The organism is Cryobacterium sp. M23, assembly GCF_002929655.1.
GTDB lineage: Bacteria > Actinomycetota > Actinomycetes > Actinomycetales > Microbacteriaceae > Cryobacterium > Cryobacterium sandaracinum.
In genome coordinates this window covers 109,411-127,056 of record NZ_PJJV01000077.1, presented here as the reverse complement: position 1 = coordinate 127,056, position 17,646 = coordinate 109,411, and the positions used below count along the sequence as shown (strand labels likewise).

19 protein-coding genes are annotated in these 17,646 nt (G+C 60.2%); 12 read left to right on the top strand and 7 right to left on the bottom strand.

All coding sequences use genetic code 11. The features are described from left to right. Window positions 1-413 precede the first annotated feature (413 nt). The 4 genes from CXY82_RS12710 to CXY82_RS12695 all read left to right on the top strand — a co-directional run bounded on the left by CXY82_RS12710 (window position 414) and on the right by CXY82_RS12695 (window position 4,415). Window positions 414-1,106 carry an N-acetylmannosamine-6-phosphate 2-epimerase gene (locus CXY82_RS12710; protein ID WP_104171235.1) on the top strand — a complete coding sequence of 231 codons (693 nt, stop codon included), beginning with the start codon at window positions 414-416 and terminating at the stop codon, window positions 1,104-1,106. A gap of 45 nt (window positions 1,107-1,151) precedes the next feature. Continuing rightward, window positions 1,152-2,714, top strand: coding sequence for a PTS transporter subunit EIIC (locus tag CXY82_RS12705; RefSeq protein WP_233199338.1), 1,563 nt, complete (start codon window positions 1,152-1,154; stop codon window positions 2,712-2,714). A 12-nt stretch (window positions 2,715-2,726) separates the two neighbouring features. Beyond that, window positions 2,727-3,197 carry a PTS glucose transporter subunit IIA gene (locus tag CXY82_RS12700; protein WP_104171233.1) on the top strand — a complete coding sequence of 157 codons (471 nt, stop codon included), beginning with the start codon at window positions 2,727-2,729 and terminating at the stop codon, window positions 3,195-3,197. Window positions 3,198-3,545: 348 nt separating this feature from the next. Further along, a complete protein-coding gene (locus CXY82_RS12695; RefSeq protein ID WP_104171232.1) occupies window positions 3,546-4,415 on the top strand; it encodes a PRD domain-containing protein in 870 nt (289 codons plus the stop codon). A gap of 271 nt (window positions 4,416-4,686) precedes the next feature. On the opposite strand, the gene CXY82_RS18390 is transcribed toward CXY82_RS12695, so the two are convergent. Further along, window positions 4,687-4,989 (bottom strand): hypothetical protein, encoded by a 303-nt coding sequence (locus CXY82_RS18390; RefSeq protein ID WP_304481772.1) that lies wholly within the window; start codon window positions 4,987-4,989, stop codon window positions 4,687-4,689. Between the two features lie 437 nt (window positions 4,990-5,426). Between CXY82_RS18390 and CXY82_RS12680 the strand changes: the two genes are divergently transcribed. Continuing rightward, on the top strand, window positions 5,427-5,759 hold the full coding sequence (locus tag CXY82_RS12680) for a hypothetical protein (RefSeq protein ID WP_146069133.1): 333 nt from the start codon (window positions 5,427-5,429) through the stop codon (window positions 5,757-5,759). A gap of 1,154 nt (window positions 5,760-6,913) precedes the next feature. After that, the gene (locus tag CXY82_RS12675; protein ID WP_146069132.1) at window positions 6,914-7,708 is read left to right on the top strand and encodes a hypothetical protein; all 795 of its coding nucleotides are present in this window, start codon (window positions 6,914-6,916) and stop codon (window positions 7,706-7,708) included. A gap of 684 nt (window positions 7,709-8,392) precedes the next feature. On the opposite strand, the gene CXY82_RS12665 is transcribed toward CXY82_RS12675, so the two are convergent. After that, window positions 8,393-8,785 (bottom strand): hypothetical protein, encoded by a 393-nt coding sequence (locus tag CXY82_RS12665; RefSeq protein WP_146069131.1) that lies wholly within the window; start codon window positions 8,783-8,785, stop codon window positions 8,393-8,395. Window positions 8,786-8,998: 213 nt separating this feature from the next. Here CXY82_RS12665 and CXY82_RS12660 point away from each other — a divergent pair, with 213 nt between their 5' ends. Beyond that, window positions 8,999-9,463 carry a GNAT family N-acetyltransferase gene (locus tag CXY82_RS12660; protein ID WP_104171227.1) on the top strand — a complete coding sequence of 155 codons (465 nt, stop codon included), beginning with the start codon at window positions 8,999-9,001 and terminating at the stop codon, window positions 9,461-9,463. Here CXY82_RS12660 and CXY82_RS12655 read toward each other — a convergent pair. From CXY82_RS12655 to CXY82_RS12645, 3 genes are read right to left on the bottom strand one after another with little or no spacing between them, the layout of a single operon-like run. Beyond that, the gene (locus CXY82_RS12655; protein WP_104171226.1) at window positions 9,432-10,304 is read right to left on the bottom strand and encodes a hypothetical protein; all 873 of its coding nucleotides are present in this window, start codon (window positions 10,302-10,304) and stop codon (window positions 9,432-9,434) included. The genes CXY82_RS12660 and CXY82_RS12655 overlap by 32 nt on opposite strands. 53 nt (window positions 10,305-10,357) lie before the next feature. Continuing rightward, window positions 10,358-10,732 (bottom strand): hypothetical protein, encoded by a 375-nt coding sequence (locus tag CXY82_RS12650; RefSeq protein ID WP_104171225.1) that lies wholly within the window; start codon window positions 10,730-10,732, stop codon window positions 10,358-10,360. Window positions 10,733-10,768: 36 nt separating this feature from the next. Next, window positions 10,769-11,500: a dienelactone hydrolase family protein gene (locus CXY82_RS12645; RefSeq protein ID WP_158252188.1), complete on the bottom strand. Its 732-nt coding sequence runs from the start codon at window positions 11,498-11,500 to the stop codon at window positions 10,769-10,771. A 246-nt stretch (window positions 11,501-11,746) separates the two neighbouring features. On the opposite strand from CXY82_RS12645, the gene CXY82_RS12640 reads away from it, so the two are divergent. Continuing rightward, window positions 11,747-12,280 (top strand): DUF488 family protein, encoded by a 534-nt coding sequence (locus tag CXY82_RS12640; RefSeq protein WP_104171223.1) that lies wholly within the window; start codon window positions 11,747-11,749, stop codon window positions 12,278-12,280. Next, window positions 12,277-12,576, top strand: a complete 300-nt coding sequence (locus CXY82_RS12635) for a DUF2945 domain-containing protein (RefSeq protein WP_370443707.1) — start codon at window positions 12,277-12,279, stop codon at window positions 12,574-12,576. The genes CXY82_RS12640 and CXY82_RS12635 overlap by 4 nt, the downstream gene beginning before the upstream one ends. A gap of 139 nt (window positions 12,577-12,715) precedes the next feature. On the opposite strand, the gene CXY82_RS12630 is transcribed toward CXY82_RS12635, so the two are convergent. Continuing rightward, the gene (locus tag CXY82_RS12630) at window positions 12,716-13,357 is read right to left on the bottom strand and encodes a DNA-3-methyladenine glycosylase (protein ID WP_104171221.1); all 642 of its coding nucleotides are present in this window, start codon (window positions 13,355-13,357) and stop codon (window positions 12,716-12,718) included. 116 nt (window positions 13,358-13,473) lie between these two features. On the opposite strand from CXY82_RS12630, the gene CXY82_RS18680 reads away from it, so the two are divergent. From CXY82_RS18680 to CXY82_RS12615, 3 genes are all read left to right on the top strand, one after another. Further along, entirely contained in the window at window positions 13,474-13,917 is a 444-nt protein-coding gene (locus tag CXY82_RS18680; RefSeq protein ID WP_104171220.1) for an FUSC family protein, read from the top strand. 98 nt (window positions 13,918-14,015) lie between these two features. Continuing rightward, complete coding sequence (locus CXY82_RS17115) at window positions 14,016-14,432, top strand: hypothetical protein (RefSeq protein ID WP_146067647.1); 417 nt, start codon at window positions 14,016-14,018, stop codon at window positions 14,430-14,432. 77 nt (window positions 14,433-14,509) lie between these two features. Beyond that, on the top strand, window positions 14,510-14,965 hold the full coding sequence (locus tag CXY82_RS12615) for an SRPBCC family protein (RefSeq protein WP_104171218.1): 456 nt from the start codon (window positions 14,510-14,512) through the stop codon (window positions 14,963-14,965). Between the two features lie 210 nt (window positions 14,966-15,175). Here CXY82_RS12615 and CXY82_RS12610 read toward each other — a convergent pair whose 3' ends face one another. After that, window positions 15,176-17,545, bottom strand: coding sequence for a DEAD/DEAH box helicase (locus CXY82_RS12610; protein WP_146069130.1), 2,370 nt, complete (start codon window positions 17,543-17,545; stop codon window positions 15,176-15,178). Window positions 17,546-17,646 lie beyond the last annotated feature (101 nt).

Here is a 17,646-nt window from a genome sequence, read left to right as displayed (position 1 = left end):
ATGCGACGCGGTTACGAGAATCGCCGCGCCGCGAGATTCCGGCGATCTGCAAAGGCGAAGAAGGGGAGTCGTGAGACGTCTCGTATCCCTAGGGTTACAAGGCAACTTCGCGGATCGCACTCGGGCGGGGTAAGAACTTGCCACAGCGTGACGAGACGTGCGATCGGCGCCTCGGTCAAGCCCCGGCACAGACCTGCGCCTAAGGTGACCCGATAGCATCGACCTATGGTCACAATTCGCTCGGGTCTTTAGATACTGTCCAACCGAAATCGGCGTGGCAGATGTATGCTTTAGGTCAACGCGAATTTTCGCGTATGTCATCGGGATTGTTACTTTCGGCAAAACCTGAGACGTAACTTCATGTGCGGTTATGCGCATGGGCAAGTACGTCTTCTAGGGTCCGAGGAATATCCATGACTAACCCCCGTCTTATAGACCGCCTCCGCGGCGGACTCATTGTGTCCTGCCAAGCGCTTCCAGGCGAACCCCTGTTCGCTGCCGGAGGCGGCGTGATGCCGCTCTTCGCGATGGCCGCTGAGCAGGGAGGGGCAGTCGGGATCCGGTGCAACTCCGCGCGTGACGTCCTCGAAATCAAGGCGGCTGTTGGGCTTCCTGTGATCGGTCTCATAAAGCACCAGTACCTGCCGTACGAGCCATATATCACCGCCACGATGACTGAGGTGCAAGCTCTTGTGGCCGTGGGCGCAGATATCGTGGCAGTGGATTGCACTCTCCGTGAGCGTGTGGACAAACTCAGCCCGGCTGGCTTCATTGCTCAGATCCGGGCCGCATTCCCGAATCTTGTCCTTATGGCAGATGTCGCCACCCTCAAGGAAGGCTTGGCCGCGGCCGAGTCTGGTGTCGATTTCGTGGGGACCACGCTAAGCGGGTATACGCCCCAATCCCAAGGGGCCCCCGGTCCGAACTTTTCGCTGGTCGAACAGTTGGTGGCCAGGACTGCCGTGCCAGTCATCGCTGAGGGCCGGATCCGCACCCCGCTGCAGGCCCGCCAGATGATCGATCTGGGTGCCTTCTGCGTGGTGGTCGGCGGTGCAATTACCCGGCCACTGGAAATCACCACGGACTTCGTAACGGCTCTCGCGTAAGCGATAGCCCTTCCCTTCACCCACGACGGCGTCGTCGTGCCCGAAATGAAAGAAGCAACAGTGTTTAAGCAACTTCAGAAGGTCGGAAAAGCATTTATGCTACCGATCGCCATCCTTCCAGCCGCCGGCCTCCTGCTCGGCATCGGCGGCGCCCTGTCTAACCCGAATACTGTCAAGGCATACCCGGGATTGGACAACGCGATCCTGCAGGGAATCTTCGGCGTTATGTCCGCCGCCGGGGCGACGATCTTCACTAATCTTGCTCTTCTACTGTCTATTGGGCTCTGCATCGGCTTGGCGAAGCGCGACAAGGGCACCGCGGCCTTGGCCGGCATCGTGGGCTACCTGGTGATGACCGCCACCATCAAGGCGATGCTGGACATCTTCAAGCCTGGCGCCGAGCCTGTAGACACAGGCGTAGTCGGCGCTCTGGTCATCGGCGCAACGGCCGTATGGCTACACAACCGCTACCGCAATATCGAATTGCCGGCCGTCCTCGGTTTCTTCGGTGGATCCCGTTTCGTGCCGATCGTGACTGCGTTCGCAGCGATCTTCGTGGGAATCTTTTTCTTCCTCGCATGGCCACCCATCCAGCAGGTAATGGTCAGCGCCGGCACGGCGATCGCGGGCCTTGGGCCGATAGGAACGTTCTTCTACGGGTTCTTGTTGCGTCTCAGCGGAGCTGTTGGCTTGCATCACATGATCTACCCCATGTTCTGGTTCACGTCCCTGGGTGGAACCGAGATCGTCAACGGAGTGTCGGTTGACGGCGCACAGAAGATATTCTTCGCCCAGCTGGCCGATCCCAATCACGTCGGAATGTTCACCGAAGGCACCCGCTACTTCGCCGGCCGTTTCGCGACCATGATGTTCGGCCTTCCGGGAGCCTGCCTGGCAATGTGGCACTGCATCCCCAAGGGCCGTCGCGCCAAGTACACGGGCCTCTTTCTCTCCGTGGCTCTGACCTCATTCATCACGGGCATCACTGAGCCCATCGAGTTCATGTTCTTGTTCGTCGCACCGGCGCTGTACGTGTCCCATGCCGTGCTCGACGGTGCATCCTTCTTCATCGCTGACATCCTGAACATCAGTATTGGAAACACTTTCTCCGGCGGAGTGATCGATTTCATGCTCTTTGGCGTGCTGCAGGGCAACGACCGGACCAACTGGTTACTCGTGTTACCTATTGGCGTGGTCTGGTTCGCCCTGTACTACTTCTCCTTCCGCTTCGCGATCAAACGGTTCCGAATCGGCACTCCCGGACACTTGGAGGACACTATCGCCAGGGATGCAGAACCGGCTGCCCCGGAAGGCGCCGCCCTCGTCCCGGCTATGGTCGGCGACCTCACCGGCCAAAGCGCAGTTCAAACGGAAGCCGCAAAGGTCTTGGAAGCACTTGGCGGTGCCGCCAACCTTGAAGAGGTCGACGCCTGCATCACACGCTTACGCGTATCCGTGAAGGACCCCGCCAAGGTTGACAAGACCGCGTTGCGCAGGCTCGGCGCCACGGATGTCTTTGAAGTCCAGGGTGGCGTTCAGGCGGTCTACGGCGGCAAAGCCATCTTGTACAAGAACGCTATCAATGAGAGCCTCGGCCTCGACGACTGAAGGAGCACGACGATGCAGAACCCATTCAAGAAAAGGGGCGAGTCCGTCTACAGTCCGGTCGCAGGGCGAATCGTTTCTCTGGACGAAGTCCCGGACCCTGTCTTCGCACGGCGCTCCGTCGGTGACGGTTTCGCCATCGAGCCGACCAACGGATCGTTCCGCAGCCCGGTGGACGGCGAACTTGTCCTGATGGCGGAGACACGGCATGCCTTCGCTGTCCGCACCGACGCTGGGGCGGAGGTCCTGGTCCATATCGGAATCGACACCGTCACTCTCAAAGGAGAAGGGCTAATCGGACATCGGAAGGTTGGCGAGCGGGTTGCTCGCGGGGACGTCATCATCAGCTGCGACCTCGACGACATCAAGATGAAGGTGCCCTCGATGGTCACCCCCGTCATTTTGATGAACGGTGCCAAATTTGCCATGAGCTCGCCAGACCTTGAGGCCAACGGCGAGTCCGTGATCACGGTCCGGCGGAAGTAAAAAGGTAATCATGGAAGGAAACGCCCGCGAATCGCCCGCAGATGCGGGTTGCCTTGCGGCGCCCATATTTGCCAGGTCGGCCGGCGAACGCGATCCAGAAACGGTCTTAGGTCTGTCGACCGGTTTTTCTCCCCCAACTGCAAACGTGAATCTGCGCCGACGTGAAAAGCCGCGTTTTTGGGCAAACGGGCCCATCACGGCCCTATGCCAGGATTCGGTGCCTCAATTGCATCTGTCCATTCATGAAGTCCTGAGTCGTGCGAAGACTGCGGGACAGAAACGAAACGAGCACGACGAGGAGACTCGCCACCACAAACGAGACTGTCAACATTTTCAGGAGCGCACCCGATGGGAGTGAAGCCATCCACGCAAGCGAGCATCAAACGGGTTTACAACAACAATGTGGTTCTCGCCATAGAATCCGACACGATGGAGGTCGTGTTACTGGGCAAAGGTATCGGATTTCAGCGCCGTCCAGGAGAGACCATCGACACCTCCTTGGCCAATCAGCGCTTCGTAGCTGACGGGGCCTACCGCGCAGCCCAGGTCGCCGGGCTGCTGAGCGAGGCACCCCTGGACCAAATCGCCTTGGCCCAGACAATCACTGAACTGGGTCATGCAACACTCGGCCTCGAACCGCGACAATCTCTGATGATCCCGGTCCTGGACCACCTCACCTTCGCAGTGCGTCGGGCTATAGAAGGAATTCGCATCGATTTCCCGCTCCGTTGGGAGGTGGCACAGCTCTACCCGTCCGAAGCAGCCTTGGGGCGTCAGGTGGTGACCTTGGTGTCCGAAAGACTTGGGGTCCGACTGCAGGACGATGAGTGGGTGGCCTTCGCCCTGCACTTCGTCAATCAGCAGTGGACGAAGGGTGATTTTTCAAGGACCGTCGTCATGACCGAGACTATTGGCCGAGTATTTCTTCGCCTGGCGGAGCGGTGGGGTCAGCCCATCGACGAGAACGCGAGCAGTGCCGCTAGATTTGTGACGCATCTGCGCTACGTGTTCGCCCGAGCCGCCGCCGACGAACAGCTTCACAGCTCCCATCAGGATTTGCTTGCAGCGGTACGGCAGCTTTACCCGGAAGCCGTGGAGGCCGCAATCGACATCGCCCAATTGATTGGCGATGCGATTCACCGAGTAGTCTCCATCGATGAAATCTCATACCTCGCCCTCCACACGGGACGCCTATACGCCGAAATGAAGGAGCCATAAATAACTTTGCGTGATTTCCGACGCCGCCGGCTTTTGGCTGTAGCGCAGCCAAGAATCCTGGTCGTGCGCCAAAAGGAATGAAAAGAGGCGGATGAGCATGAAGCCCTCATATGACTAGTGACGCCCGAAGACCGACACGTGACACGGGTCAGGCGCTCTTGAGTATTTGAGGCGGTGAGCACCACCCAATCGTGCGGTTGAGCACCACCGATCGTGCGGGAGCGCGCCAATGGTGGTGTGGTTGGGAACCACTGACGGCCTCCGTCATCGATTAGGCGGTGGCCAGTGCGGTGTGCTCCCTCATGTTGTAGGTGCCGGTCTCGACCCAGATGGTGTTGTGGATGATCCGGTCCATGATTGCGTCCGCGTGAACACCGGACCCGAGGCGCTGGTGCCAGTCCTTCTGCGAGCTGCACCTGCTGATATCTTCATCGACACGTTCACCAATGTTTTTGGTGCGCTCATCTGGGATGCGCCCCCAGAAATAGCTGGTGACAATCGCTTCACCGCCTGGGGGACTGACAGCATGGTGGGCAGACCTGCCCTCGACACCATGACCGGAGCCTTCGATCAAGTACTCAACTTGCCGCGAGATGGCTCAGGTGCCGTCTGAGGAATGCCGTTGACTGAGGCGGCGATTTTCGGACCCGCACCATACGATCCAAGTAAGAGCCCCTTCGGCGGTTTTGGTTACCTGGGCCGATGTAAGCCGGGCCAATACCCTCAGCGCAGGGGCCACCCGTGAAGTGATAGATATTGACGCCCACGTGGATACGCCCCGCAGCATCCCGAATAGCAGCTCCGACTGTGTGCACTCCGCCTTCAACGTCCGCGTTGGCATCAATGGCCTCCTCCGCTTTCGCCATGAGTTCCAGGTCGGCATCGGTGAGTTGGCGCATATCCATGTTGTTGAGCGTATTGCGCGTGCAAGCTCTGTGCACGGAGCGAACCCCTACGGATCGCTGGAGCGATTCCGTCGTCTACAAGGGCGAGACCTGCGAGACTCACCACATGACAACTCAGACGAGTACTCAGAAACGACGTGCTGTGTCTCCGGTGCTGATCGGGTTCGTGGGGATCATCGTCGTTCCACTCTGTATCGTGCTCGCGACCACCTCTTGGGATGCACCAACCGCAGCAGACTTTGTGCGGATGGCCTTCGGTACCGTAATCGCCTCTACCTTGGCGACTGTGACGGCGTGGTGGCTGGCGTTCAACCGGATGAAAGCCGGTCGGAGTGACCGCTACTGGTTCTGGGGTGTTGCCGGCATCGTCACTCTCTCCTCCATCGGCAGCATCTTCAGTGTGGCTGAGACTCTGCTGGCGCAACTGACCAATCTGTAGAGCGCCAATCCGCCGCCCGGTAACCACCCCATTGCGGGTGGTCATCCCAAGACGTATCGAGACTTTAAACTGGGGCGTCCGCGCGGCCGGTATCCCGTGGTCGGACCGCGGCCGGCCGACGCGGTCTCAATGAAACGTTTTTTGGGAACAGTGGCTGCAATGATGTGGAAATGGATAGGCAACGTCGCTCCATTAGGGCTCTCACAACGCTGCTGGTCGTTTCATCAGCAGCGTTGCTGTCCGCGTGTAGTCAGGAGTCAGGCACGGACGTCACTGCCCTTGAACGCGCTCAGACTTCAACGGACGAGTTGCCGGCAGGCCTCGACGCCGACAAAGATTTGGGAGTGGCACCCGACTCCTCTCGTCTGCTTTCAGAGCAACCAAGAGTGGAGTACTTCGCAGCGCGCTCCGCGTCCGGGAAGGAAGTTTGCCTGATCATGTTCGCGTCACTCTCTGCGTGGACAAGTGCGTGCTCGACTGAGTTGCCGATTGAGCTCAGCCTGGCCGGGGTTGGATCGGCGCAGCTGATCTCCGCGTCCAACCTTCCCTCGTCAGATAGCTGGACCCAGGTAGCAGACAATCTTCCTATCGGCAAGTGAGCATTGGCAATTGCAAGCCACGAGTTGTGCTGGGTTGCCCATAAGTCGGACGTTTGCGGACGCACATCCGGCACCAATTGGTCGAGGTTCCGAAGTTTCGGCGGAGTGGCGTTCGGGAACCCTCAGGGCACCATACTCGCAGTGATGAGCGCAGCGCTGACGCACGCCACGGCGACCAACAAGAGAATCGCTCGATTGATTCTTCGGCGGCTGACCGTTCCCTTCCGAAACGATGATCCTGAAAGTCGGTCCAAGCCAGGCAGCAGCGCCTGAAGGGGTGGATCCTGCGGTGCCGGACGGATGGGTTCCTCTTGCGGGGAACATCACGAAAGTAGCCACTTCACTCTTGTCTCGTAACCTCCGTGCCTCAAAACCCATCGTTTCCGGTCGCCGTCGCTGGCAGGAGTTGTCTGTGATTTTCGGCGCTCTGTGGCGGCGTTCTGTGATCGCTATTTGGCGCATTTAGCTGTATCCCCACGTCGCTCTGGAGCAGGCGTCAGTGTCTTGTATCCCATCGTTTCTGGCATCTTGGATTCCGGGTGACAGGATGCAGTCATGACTGCCGCCCCCAAACTGTTCGCGCCCCCTTCGAAATACCACGACCCAGCTTTTGTGCGCAGCATCATCACTTCTCTTTGCGAGTTGTGGGAAAAGGACGATGGCGCCGGGGGCGACTTCCGTGGGCAGCTAGATCCCGCTCGAGCTGTTGCCATTCACACCCATGCCCATCACGCGGTGAAAATGGCTCGGGCGCTCCTCGTACTCGATGACGCCACCACAGGTGCCGAAACTGTTCCCATCGTTCGCCTGATCCTCGAATGCGGGGTGACCGCCGCTTATCTACTACTGAGAGACGGGTCGGGGGACTCGATGATCCGGAAGGGATCGGACCAGCGCAGATTGGCGCTTCGAGACATTGCTAGCCTTGGTATGGACGTCGAAGATAGCCTCCGAGAGGCAGCGGCCAAGATCGCCGAGCTGGATAGGGCGGGCGTGTTGACGGGGTGGATTTTTCAGCAACACTGCGAGTCCCTTCACGAGGGCAAGCAGCTTTACGCTCTCTACCGAGTGTTAACCTCTGAGTCCCACGCTGGGATGCGCATTGCCGATTTGTACGTCGTCAATGACGACCAGAGCCCGGTCGGGGTGGCGTTTGTGGCAGACCTTCCATACGAGGCAAAGGTTGCGTCGTTGGGGATCGCTGCTTCTATGTTGTTCCTCGCCATCAATGCGGACGAGATCGCCCGCGCCAAGCCCCGCAGGACGACGCAGCTGGGCACGATCGCGGGACGGCTTGGGGTCAGTACTCGCATCTTGCGCGCGGATGGATCCGAGCATCCTTCTCGCTGATTAAACCCTGTACGGTCTGGATTGTCGGCGGATGCGCGGACACCACGTCTGCGCGCGATCGTCAAATTAACGCGTCGGGCAACGCCGAGGCTTCTTCCCCGAATGGGGCGGTGCGGATAGCGATTCTGAACAGTAGGGTCGGGCCTCGGGGCCCCGGTTGACGCGTCCAGTTGGGGGGAACCTGACGAGATGACACTCGATAACCGGCGGCTTTCGAAAAGGCGGATTTCAGGTTCCGCACATGACTGCAACAGAGATGAGTGGAGCGATGACAGTCAGTTGGGTCCGCCTCTTACTCTGGGTTGCCGCCCTGGTCGCATGGTCCGCGTTCATCCTCGTTGGGCTGGTCCTGTTGGGGACAGGTCTCGATAGAACGTTCTTAACCGGTGAGGCTCTTGAACGCGATCGTGCTGGGAAGATTCTCATTCTCGCGGGTTCGGTCGCCCTCGTCGGGGCCGCGGTCTGGGCTCGGTTGATGCACGCCCCCATCTGGTCCTGCGCCCTCGTCGCAGCCCCGGCTGTCCTTGTTGGCGGCCTCACCTTGTTATTTGGAGGTTCTCTGTTCCCACACCTCAGCGCTTTGGTGACTTTCCCTGTTGCCCTTGCTGGCCTGGTTTGTGGGCTTGTCCTCGCCAGGCCACTGCTTCGCGCTGGCTCCGCGGGCCCTACCGCGTCGGTTGACCGTCAGGAATCAGCCTGAGCTTCTGCCCGCCGACGGCGAGTGCTGATAACTATCCATCTGAAGATGGCAGCGTTGATCGCAGCCAAGAGGAAGAATCCCAGGTAGTACAACGCCGCGCTCATGGATAGTGCTCCGATGGCCAATTCTCCTGGCCCCGACACTTGCGATGAACCCAGTGAACCGACGACATAGTAAGCAGTAGATAACGGCAACGTCAGTACCACGATGAGCAGAACCAACGCTTCGGGTGCGCCCGTCCTCCCTCCCACGTCATAGGCGCGCATCATGCAGACCGACGCAACGAGCCCGGCGACTGCCGCCAGATAAGCGCCCGTCATCACAATGGCCCAAGAGGGCAGGCGTTTTCCTGTCGGTCTTACGCGGTCAGTCGTCATTTCCGAAAGCTACAGGCCGTACCGACTTCGGGCAATAACCCATGACAATCGTGCTCTTGTGCATCGAGTTTTCCGAAACCATCAACGAGTGTCAGTTGACGGACGTCTCCCGGCACGCGTCTTGCACGAAACGGGGGAGCGGCTGCTGATCAAGACCAGGGACCGAAAGGGAACCTCCATCGGGAACAGAATGAGGGCCGTTAGTCTGAGGCGATGAGTACAGACGACACGGTCTTGGTTCGCGCGGTGCAGGCATCAGATTTCGCCGAGTGGGCGGGGCTGTACCGGGAATATCGAGCCTTTTACTCACTTTCTCCTGATGAAAACATTGTCGAACGTGTCTGGACTTGGATCAATGACGGCACGCATGAAGTAAATGCCTTCGTTGCCAGTTCCGGGGATCGCCTCGTGGGACTCGCGCACTATCGACGATTTGCCCGCCCCTCCACTGGCAGCGTGGGAATCTTCCTCGACGATCTGTTCACGTCCCCGAACACTCGCGGTTCCGGCGTCGGTCGGGCGCTACTCAGCGAACTCTCCTCATTGGCCGACGGTGAAGGCAGCTCAGTCGTCCGCTGGATCACGGCGGAGGACAACACTCGCGCCCGGCGCCTTTATGATTCAACCGCCACTTCGACGAAATGGGTCACATACGACCTGACGCCGGGATCGCTTTGAACGCCTGATAGCCGACCTCAAGCAAGTCCCACATTTGCTCGCCGGTTACGGATACCCCGCGGGCGCCGGTGCGCCGGGTCCGGCCGCGGATGAGGGCGTAGTGGGTGCGGAACACGGGTGCCCCGATTCTTGCCTGCGCGTCGTGGAAGAACACCACGTTGGATACCGGCCCGCTGCCGTCGTCGAGGAAGAGGAAGACGACGCGTTTGCCGCTGCGCATTGGGGGTGTGTGGCTGGCGCGGCGGACCCCGGCGACAAGCACTTCCGTGCCGCCCGGCAGGTTCGCGAGCTCCGACGCGGGCGTGACCCCGAGTTCTTTGAAGAGGGGGTAGAACCGGGTCATTTGGTGCTGGCTGACGGCGAGGCCGAGGTCTCGGAGTTCCACGTCTGTTTGGGTGCGGCCGCGGAGGTCGAGGGCGGCGACTGCCCGGTAGAAGTCGGGCAGCGGCAGCTCAATGTCGAAGGCGAGCTGGTCGGGGCCGACGGGGAGAGCGCGGCCGCCGAGGCCTTGGATGTGGGCGAGGAGGTCGCCGCGGCGGGCCCGGTCGTAGCCGATGAACGAGTCCAGGGCACCAACCCGGGCCAACGCTTCGAACGTGCGTCGGCGAGGCCGCACCCGGTCGCGGAAGTCCTGCAACGAGGAGAACGGTTGGTGCTCGGCGATCCGCTGCCGCTCCACCGCGCTGGAGCCGGCGAGTTCGGGCAGGGCCAGGCGGATAGCGAGCTGCCCGTCGTCCAGCTGCTCGACCCGGTAGTCCAATGCGGATTTCTGGACGTCGAGGCCGAGGACGGGGACGCCCAGGTTGCGGGCTTCGGCGACGATCAGGTCCTTGGGCCACATGCCGGGGTCGTGGGTGAGCAGCCCCGCGAAGAATGTCGCCGGGTGATGCGTTTTCAGCCAAGCGCTCTCGTACGTGTCCGGGCGAACGCCGCCCCGTGCGCTTTTGCGAATCCGAAACTGCCGAACCCGGACAGAACCTTCCACGCCCGATCGACAACCGGCGCCGGAAACCCGCGAGTGGCCGCCTGCTGCCGCACGTACACTTCGATCTCGGCGAGGTCGCCGGACTTGCCAAGGTGCCGGCGGAACACATCGGCCTTACCCATCCCGCAGCCGGTCAACTCGTCAAAGAGCCGCATCACCTGCTCGTGGAAGACAACAACACCGTTGGTTTCGGCGAGGATCGGTGTGAACCGTGGGTGCATGTGGTCGGGTGCGACTTCCCCGTGCCGCGCCTTCAGACATTGCAGGGGCATGTTCGCTTGCATGGGGCCGGGGCCAGTTTACGGAAATGGCTGGCTGGTTTAGCGTAAATGGGTTTTTAGGAAGAGGGATGTTCGCTCGAATGCGTCTGTTGTCTCGTCTGCGGCGTGGCGTGGAAGGTCCGGGTCCAGGGCGAAGCCGTGACGGACTTTGGGGTAAACAACCACCGAGGATTGCGTGGTGTTGTGGGTGAGGATTTCGCGCACCTGTTGGAGGTCACGGGCCGGGGTGCTGGCGTCTTTGCCGGCATATATTCCCAGCCAGGGTGCCTTGAGCACGCGTACGGCATCGATTCCGCTGAGGATGCAAGGCCAGCGTGGCGAAGCCAGGCCGGCACCGTAGAAGGTGACTGCGGCATCGATGTGCAGTGTTGCTGCTGCCCACAATGCGAGAGTGCCTCCCATGGAGAATCCTATTATCGCTACTTTCTGTGCTCCTTGGGCACGGACCCAGGACAAGGCGCTCTCGATGTCAAATGTGAGCCCTTCCCTTGTGAGGGTGTCGTGGTGACGGCGGGCTTGTGTGAATTTCCCATCGGTGACGACGGGGTCTGCGATGCGGTGGTAGTGGTGCGGCGCGGCGGTGATATAGCCGCAGCCGGCTAGGCGGACGACGAGAGCGGTGACCGGTGCGGAGAGGCCCCAGACCTCGTGGAGCACAATGACCCCAGCCCGGGCTACACCCACCGGCAGTGACACTGTCAGTGGGACACCACCGGACCCTGCAGTTTCATTCGCATGCGAATGGTCGGAACGGGCCGGGATGGGTTGCATGCTTTCTTCCGTTCGTTCAGGACTTCCAGTGACAGCGGCGTCACCGGAGATATCCTCGCCTTGCCCGCGTGAACCGGCGGACTGGAACGAAAAAACTTTGTCCCTGATCAGGTTACCGACGGCTTCAGGACGGCAACAGGGCGATGCCACCATACGAGGCTGCGCCCTTTATCGCGGAGCCGAGTATCGGGCGCATAAATCTGACATTTCTGATGCGGGCTTCAGCACGTGCGGTTCAATGGGAGCATGGCTGGAATCTGTGTGTACACGATTGGGCATTCCACTCATCCCATTGATGAGTTCGTTGGAATGTTGAAAGCAAATGGTGTCGAACGACTCATCGACGTTCGCACCGTTCCCGGGTCTCGTCACAACCCACAATTTGGGGAACACGAACTCGACATAAGCATGCCGGAGGCAGGTATTGACTATCAGCGACTTCCCGAGCTAGGCGGGTTACGGCATACTCCGGCGGCAGAAGCATCTATCAACGGAGCGTGGCGTAACAGAAGTTTTCGTAACTACGCCGACTACATGCAAACGCCCGAGTTCAGTGCCGGCGTCGACGAGTTGATGGCGCTGACGAAGAAGCAGACGGTGGCGATCATGTGTGCCGAGGCCGTGCCCTGGCGTTGTCACCGATCACTGATCGGAGACGCGTTGCTGGCTCGCGGCCTGCAGGTTGCCGACATCATGAGCCTGACCTCGACCAAGCCCCACACCCTCACCAGCTTCGCGAAAGTCGATGGTAACCGCCTCTGGTATCCACCGGAAGAGTGAAACCCGAGGGTGCCAATCCGAAGCAAGATGGTACAGCGAATACGCTCGAAAGATACAGCAGCATTATGGCAGTGGAAGGCATACCAATGACAAAAAAATACTCAGTCGGCGATCACGTGCGCTGGAACTCCGAGGCCGGCCATGTGCACGGCACCATCGCGAAAATTCATACGATAGACGTGGAATACAAAGGGCACACTCACCGCTGCAGTCCCGATGATCCGCAGTACGAGATTACGAGTGACACGACCGACCACGTGGCGATGCATAAGGGCGAGGCCCTGACAAAAATATAACCACCCGCGGCCACCAATGGATACAAACGGCGAGCGTGAGCACCTCTGTGACTGTCGGCAGTCTTGGAAAACGACCACGGATCAGATGGCGACGTTCGCGGAAACGGTGGGCACCCAGCAATGCGTCTCAGCGCCACGGTTACGGGCGGCCTGGTTTGTAGGTTGAGACGGATGCCGCATCAGCTAACCAGTATCGCCAGGGGAAATTCGTCGCATTGCCGCCGGGCCCGCTGACGCCAACGCGTGGTCCGGTTCGGTGGGGTAACGCCACGCCATCATCCGGAACGAAAAACTTCCACTGTCCGCCAAAAAGATCGTCACCGTCGTTTGCCAGGGTTGCCCCGAAGGTTTGGGCAACGCAGCCAGGGCCCCGCGCCAAACTGCTACTAGGAAGAGGAACTTTTCGTGGTTTGCTTTCTCGACGGCTGCGGGCAATGGCGGCACCTCCCATCACGTCTCCCGCCCTGATGAGACAACCGTATGGCTGTCCTGGTTGTCCGGCGACGAGGTTCAGCGAGTGGTGCATTCCATAGGTGAAGTAGCAGTAGAGGTGCCCGGCGGGACCAAACATTGTCTTGTTCCGATTCGTCTTGCCCCGATAGGCGTGTGCGCCGGGGTCGCGTTCACCCGCGTACGCCTCGACCTCGGTAATTCGAATGGTCACAATGCCGTCGTCATCGGTGCGTTGAAGGATGCAGCCGAGAATTTCGGGTGCGACATTGAGCACCTCGCGGGCAAAGAACTCTCGGTTCGCTAGATGAAATCCATTCGGCAAAGTCACTTAGTTATCGTATGCATTCCTGGCGAGCAACGCGCGAACGAGCGTTCAGAGCATCTCAGAAGTTGATCTGCTCTCAACGTCACGCGAAATAATTTTTTGAATGAGCAGCGCAAGAGATGCAGCGGCATGAGACGGTGGCGTCGGTTCGTCGTCGTCTCCAACCTCCGCGATTTCTCCAGGTCACCAAGATCTCTGACGCTGTGGCGATTGCCTGGACACTGTCCCCTTTCCTCCCTGGAGACGCTCAGGAATTGCGCTACTACGCGCCGCTGGGCGCACTTCTGAGCATGCACCCAACCCTCATGCGTTCGCTCCGCAGCGCTTTACAAATCCTCGCTGGGCTGGCCTTCGGAATCGCCCTCGCCGGGGCCGTGCTCATCCTGAGCGAGCCCAGCGCTTGGACGATCTGGCTGGTCATCGGCCTCGGCTCCCATATCGGAGGAATGCGATGGCTTGGTGTGGGCGGAGGTCGAGCGGTTGACCAGTTTTTGAAGCACCCTCGCCACGCACCTCAGCGATATCGGCGTGGCCTTGGTCGAGAGTTGGCCTCCCGAGCGTGAACTCTGGGCGACCAGGGGCAGCGCACTCACCGACGCGGCGCAGAAATCTTGTTGTTGACTATGAGGACCTCGCGGCCCTGGAGAACGTCACCTTTCACGTGCGCAACCTGACCGAGGTTTTTGCGGGCATGATCTGGGGTAAACCGATTCCCCTTGAGCTGCCGCCCGGACTGCCTCCGGTTCTCAGCGATGCCCTGCACGCGGTCGCAGAAACCTTGCGTGCCACGAACGACGGCCCGCGTGATAGTGCACCCCTTGATGCCGCCGTAGCGGCAGCCGAGGCGATTCTGCACGGCATGCAAGAGTTGGGTGCCGGGGCGACGTCGCTCAGCCCCACGGCCGCGATCGTCATCGATCTGAAGTGTATTTTGGTCGCTCTTCGCCCTGGGACCGAGAGAGATTCTGAAGAGTCTCCCTCACCCGTCGTTCAGCCCGTCCCATCGCTTGTGCACGCTGCTGAGGTTCCGCGCACAGGAACCTTCTCGTTCCCGCGAGTTTTTCCTTACCCGGGTTGACCTTGGATTAGCCTTCGGTACTGTGAATGGGATTGCAGAAACTATTTCATCCGTCGAATTCGCATTAGGAGGTCATCATGCCCAACGCCATCGAGACTGTCGACGTCAACGTTCCCGTTACCGTCGCGTACAACCAGTGGACAAAATTCGAGGAGTTTCCAAAGTTTCTCAGTTTTGTTGAATCCGTCACGCAGGTGACCGACACTCTCACCGAGTGGAAGGTTAAAGTCGGTGGCGTGGAGCGCGAGTTTGAGGCTCGGATAACTGAGCAGCACCCTGACTTGCGTGTTGCCTGGAACAGCACCGGCGGCCAGGTTGACCACGCGGGAGTTGTCACGTTCCATAAGTTGGCCGCGAACGAGACACGGGTGACGGTACAGCTTGATTGGGAGGCGACAGGGCTGCTTGAGAAGGCTGGGGCCGCTCTCGGTATCGACGATCACGCCATTAAGAAAGACCTCACGAACTTTAAGGAGTTCATCGAGGCGAAGGGAACCTCCGACGGCGGATGGCGCGGAGATGTGAAGGCCTGACGCTGCCGGAAGACCAACCTCGGCAAGCGCTACTGGAAAGAATTGCCGATCAAGCGTATCCGTGAAGGCGACTCCGCACAGATCGGCAATACTGGCTGCGCTCATCAGGGCACTCGTCGCGAGGCCGATGCCAGGGGCCTAGCGTCGGCCTCGCCCGACGCGGTGAAGCCGAGCTTCGCGATGACACGCTGGCGTTTGCGGAACATTCGATCAAACACCGTCCCAGTAGTCGTGCACCTGTGACGTGGCAGGTCCGGGCTTTGTTGTCGCGGGGCGGGAGGCGCGGGAGATGCGACCGATTTGTTGCACGATCCGGCCTTTGAACGCCATCGGAACGGCGAGAAAGAGAGTGTCGAGGCTGGGCAGGTCAAAGCCTTCGCCGGCGATCTTGTCGATCGCCACGAGAATGAACGGATCGGAGGGGTCCCGGTCGGACATTTCGGTCCGGATCCGGCGCCGCTCCTTGGGGGCCAGCTTCCCGTGCAGGACGAAGACCGTAGCGGCTTCCATTTCCAAGAGCTCCGCGAGCCGAGCGACATGTTCAACTCGGGTCGAGTGAACGAGGCAGTTCCGTCCCGCTCGATACGCGGCGAGCACGTCTGCCGCTATGCGCTGGTTGCGCTCGACATCGTCTGCGAGTTCGGTGTAGACGGCCTGAATTTCGGTGCTGGTCGCGTCTGCTGCGCTGGACCTGAACGTTGTCTTATGCACGACCACTTCTTGTTCGAAGAGCGCCGTGTCTTCGATCGTGTGACGAATGGGCCCGCACTGCATCGTGATGATGTCGTCCATTTGGTCGGCACGGAACGGCGTCGCGGTCAGGCCGACCCATTGCCTCACGGCGACCTGTCGCACGGCGGCCTCAGTTGCCGCCGCGCCCAGGGAATGGCATTCATCGACAATAATCAACCCGTAGCGATTCAGGATTGTCGGATCCGCCGCGCGGTGGGCAATGCTCTGCAGCATGACAATGTCGATGACGTGGGTACGTTTGCGCCTACCGTTGCCCAGCTGCCCGATCTGGCGGGGATCAACGTCAAGGAACTGGCCGAGACGCTCGCGCCACTGTTCGACGAGTTCTGCGCGATTGACGATGACCGCCGTTGGCAGGCCGCGTTCGGCGATGAGAGCGCAGGCGATGACCGTCTTTCCCGAGCCTGGTGGTGCAACCAGTACACCCGTGTCGTACCGGTTCAGAACATCCACGGCTTCGCGTTGGGCGGCCGTCAACTGGCCTCGAAAAGTAAGGTCGATGGACTCCGAGGTCGGGATATCCCAAACGACGTCGATCGTGATCCCGGCTGTCGCCATCAGCTGTGTGACCGAATCTAGAAGACCACGGGGGAGGCGAAGTGTTGATTCGTCGTGTTCAAAGCAATACACGAACCGCGGTGTGCCGAATGTACTGAATCGCTGCGCCTGTCTGCGATAGAACTCGGGGTTTGTCAGCGACGCCGCGTGCTTGAGATCCGTGACGAGTACTGCTGGCAAGCCGAGAGTGGGAATCGAAACCACTGAGCTGACGGTTACCAGGACGGTGGCTGGCACCGAGGCGATGGCTGTTGCCTCAGGGCCGGGAGCGGGCCCCGCGTTCCTCGAGGGCTTATGCGGACCTGTCTTGGCGTCGACTGGACCGGTGCGCAGGGGCTGGAGCGTGCTGACAGCCTCGGCCATCGACTCGGCATCGAGCGGCACAACGCCTGAGAGGAAAGCGAATTGGTCCTCGAATGGCATCCACGTGACGGAATCGACGAAGACCGTTGTCCCACGGCGCCGGCATGAACCCTGCAGGGGCAAGGCAATCAGGTTTCCGAGCCGCATTCTCCCGGGAGAACGGTGAGGCAAGAGGTCTTGAGATGGGAATAGGCGGTCGTAGCTCGTGAGGCTCATGCCGCTTCGGAACGACATGGCCTCCCGGAGCAGAGCCAGCCCCAGATTCCGAGCATTGTGGGCTGATATGGCTTGGGCAAAGAAGATCCAGACGTGGGCGCCCTCGCCCGAACGGGAGATCTCGGTGGCCGCGCTCACGCCATGGCGAGAACACGCCTGTGCGTATGCGGCGGCATCCGCCTTCCAGGTTCCGTCGTCGAAGTCGCACACCAACAACCGGCAGGTGTCGTCGTTCAGCATCGGGTAGAGACCGGCGTGCAGGCCCTCCGCGCCGGTGCGGCTTCCCACCAGATGTCGTTCGATGACCTCATCGGACAGTGGGAGAAGATCGGCGGTCGTGACGCCATCGGTGTAGTAGCCGCCGCGCACCGCGGGGCTCCATCCGCTTTTTCCGGTCTTGCTGCTCGTCCACCGGGTCGCGTAGACATCTTCTCTTCCAACGAAGAGCGATCGGAAAAGAGCGATCTTGTCGGCAGCAGATGAATCGTGCCTGACACTGGTTTGAACCGACGGTTTCGGCCTCGAATCACCAATCGCCTGGGTTGTGTCCGCCTGCCCTGATCCGGGGATTAATGCCCGACTGGTGACCAGACCGTTTAAAACGCGACGGGACTCTGCCAAGTCCGCTTCAAGAGACGCTATGCGCTGCTTAACGGCATCAATATCGGCGTCCAGATGGCGTGCTTCCACACTCTCATTGTGCACGAGCCTCGGGACTGTTTCCTCGAATGAGAACAACGCGGCCGATACTGAGTTCGATCCACGAACGAGGCGAGGTCCCTATCCCACCG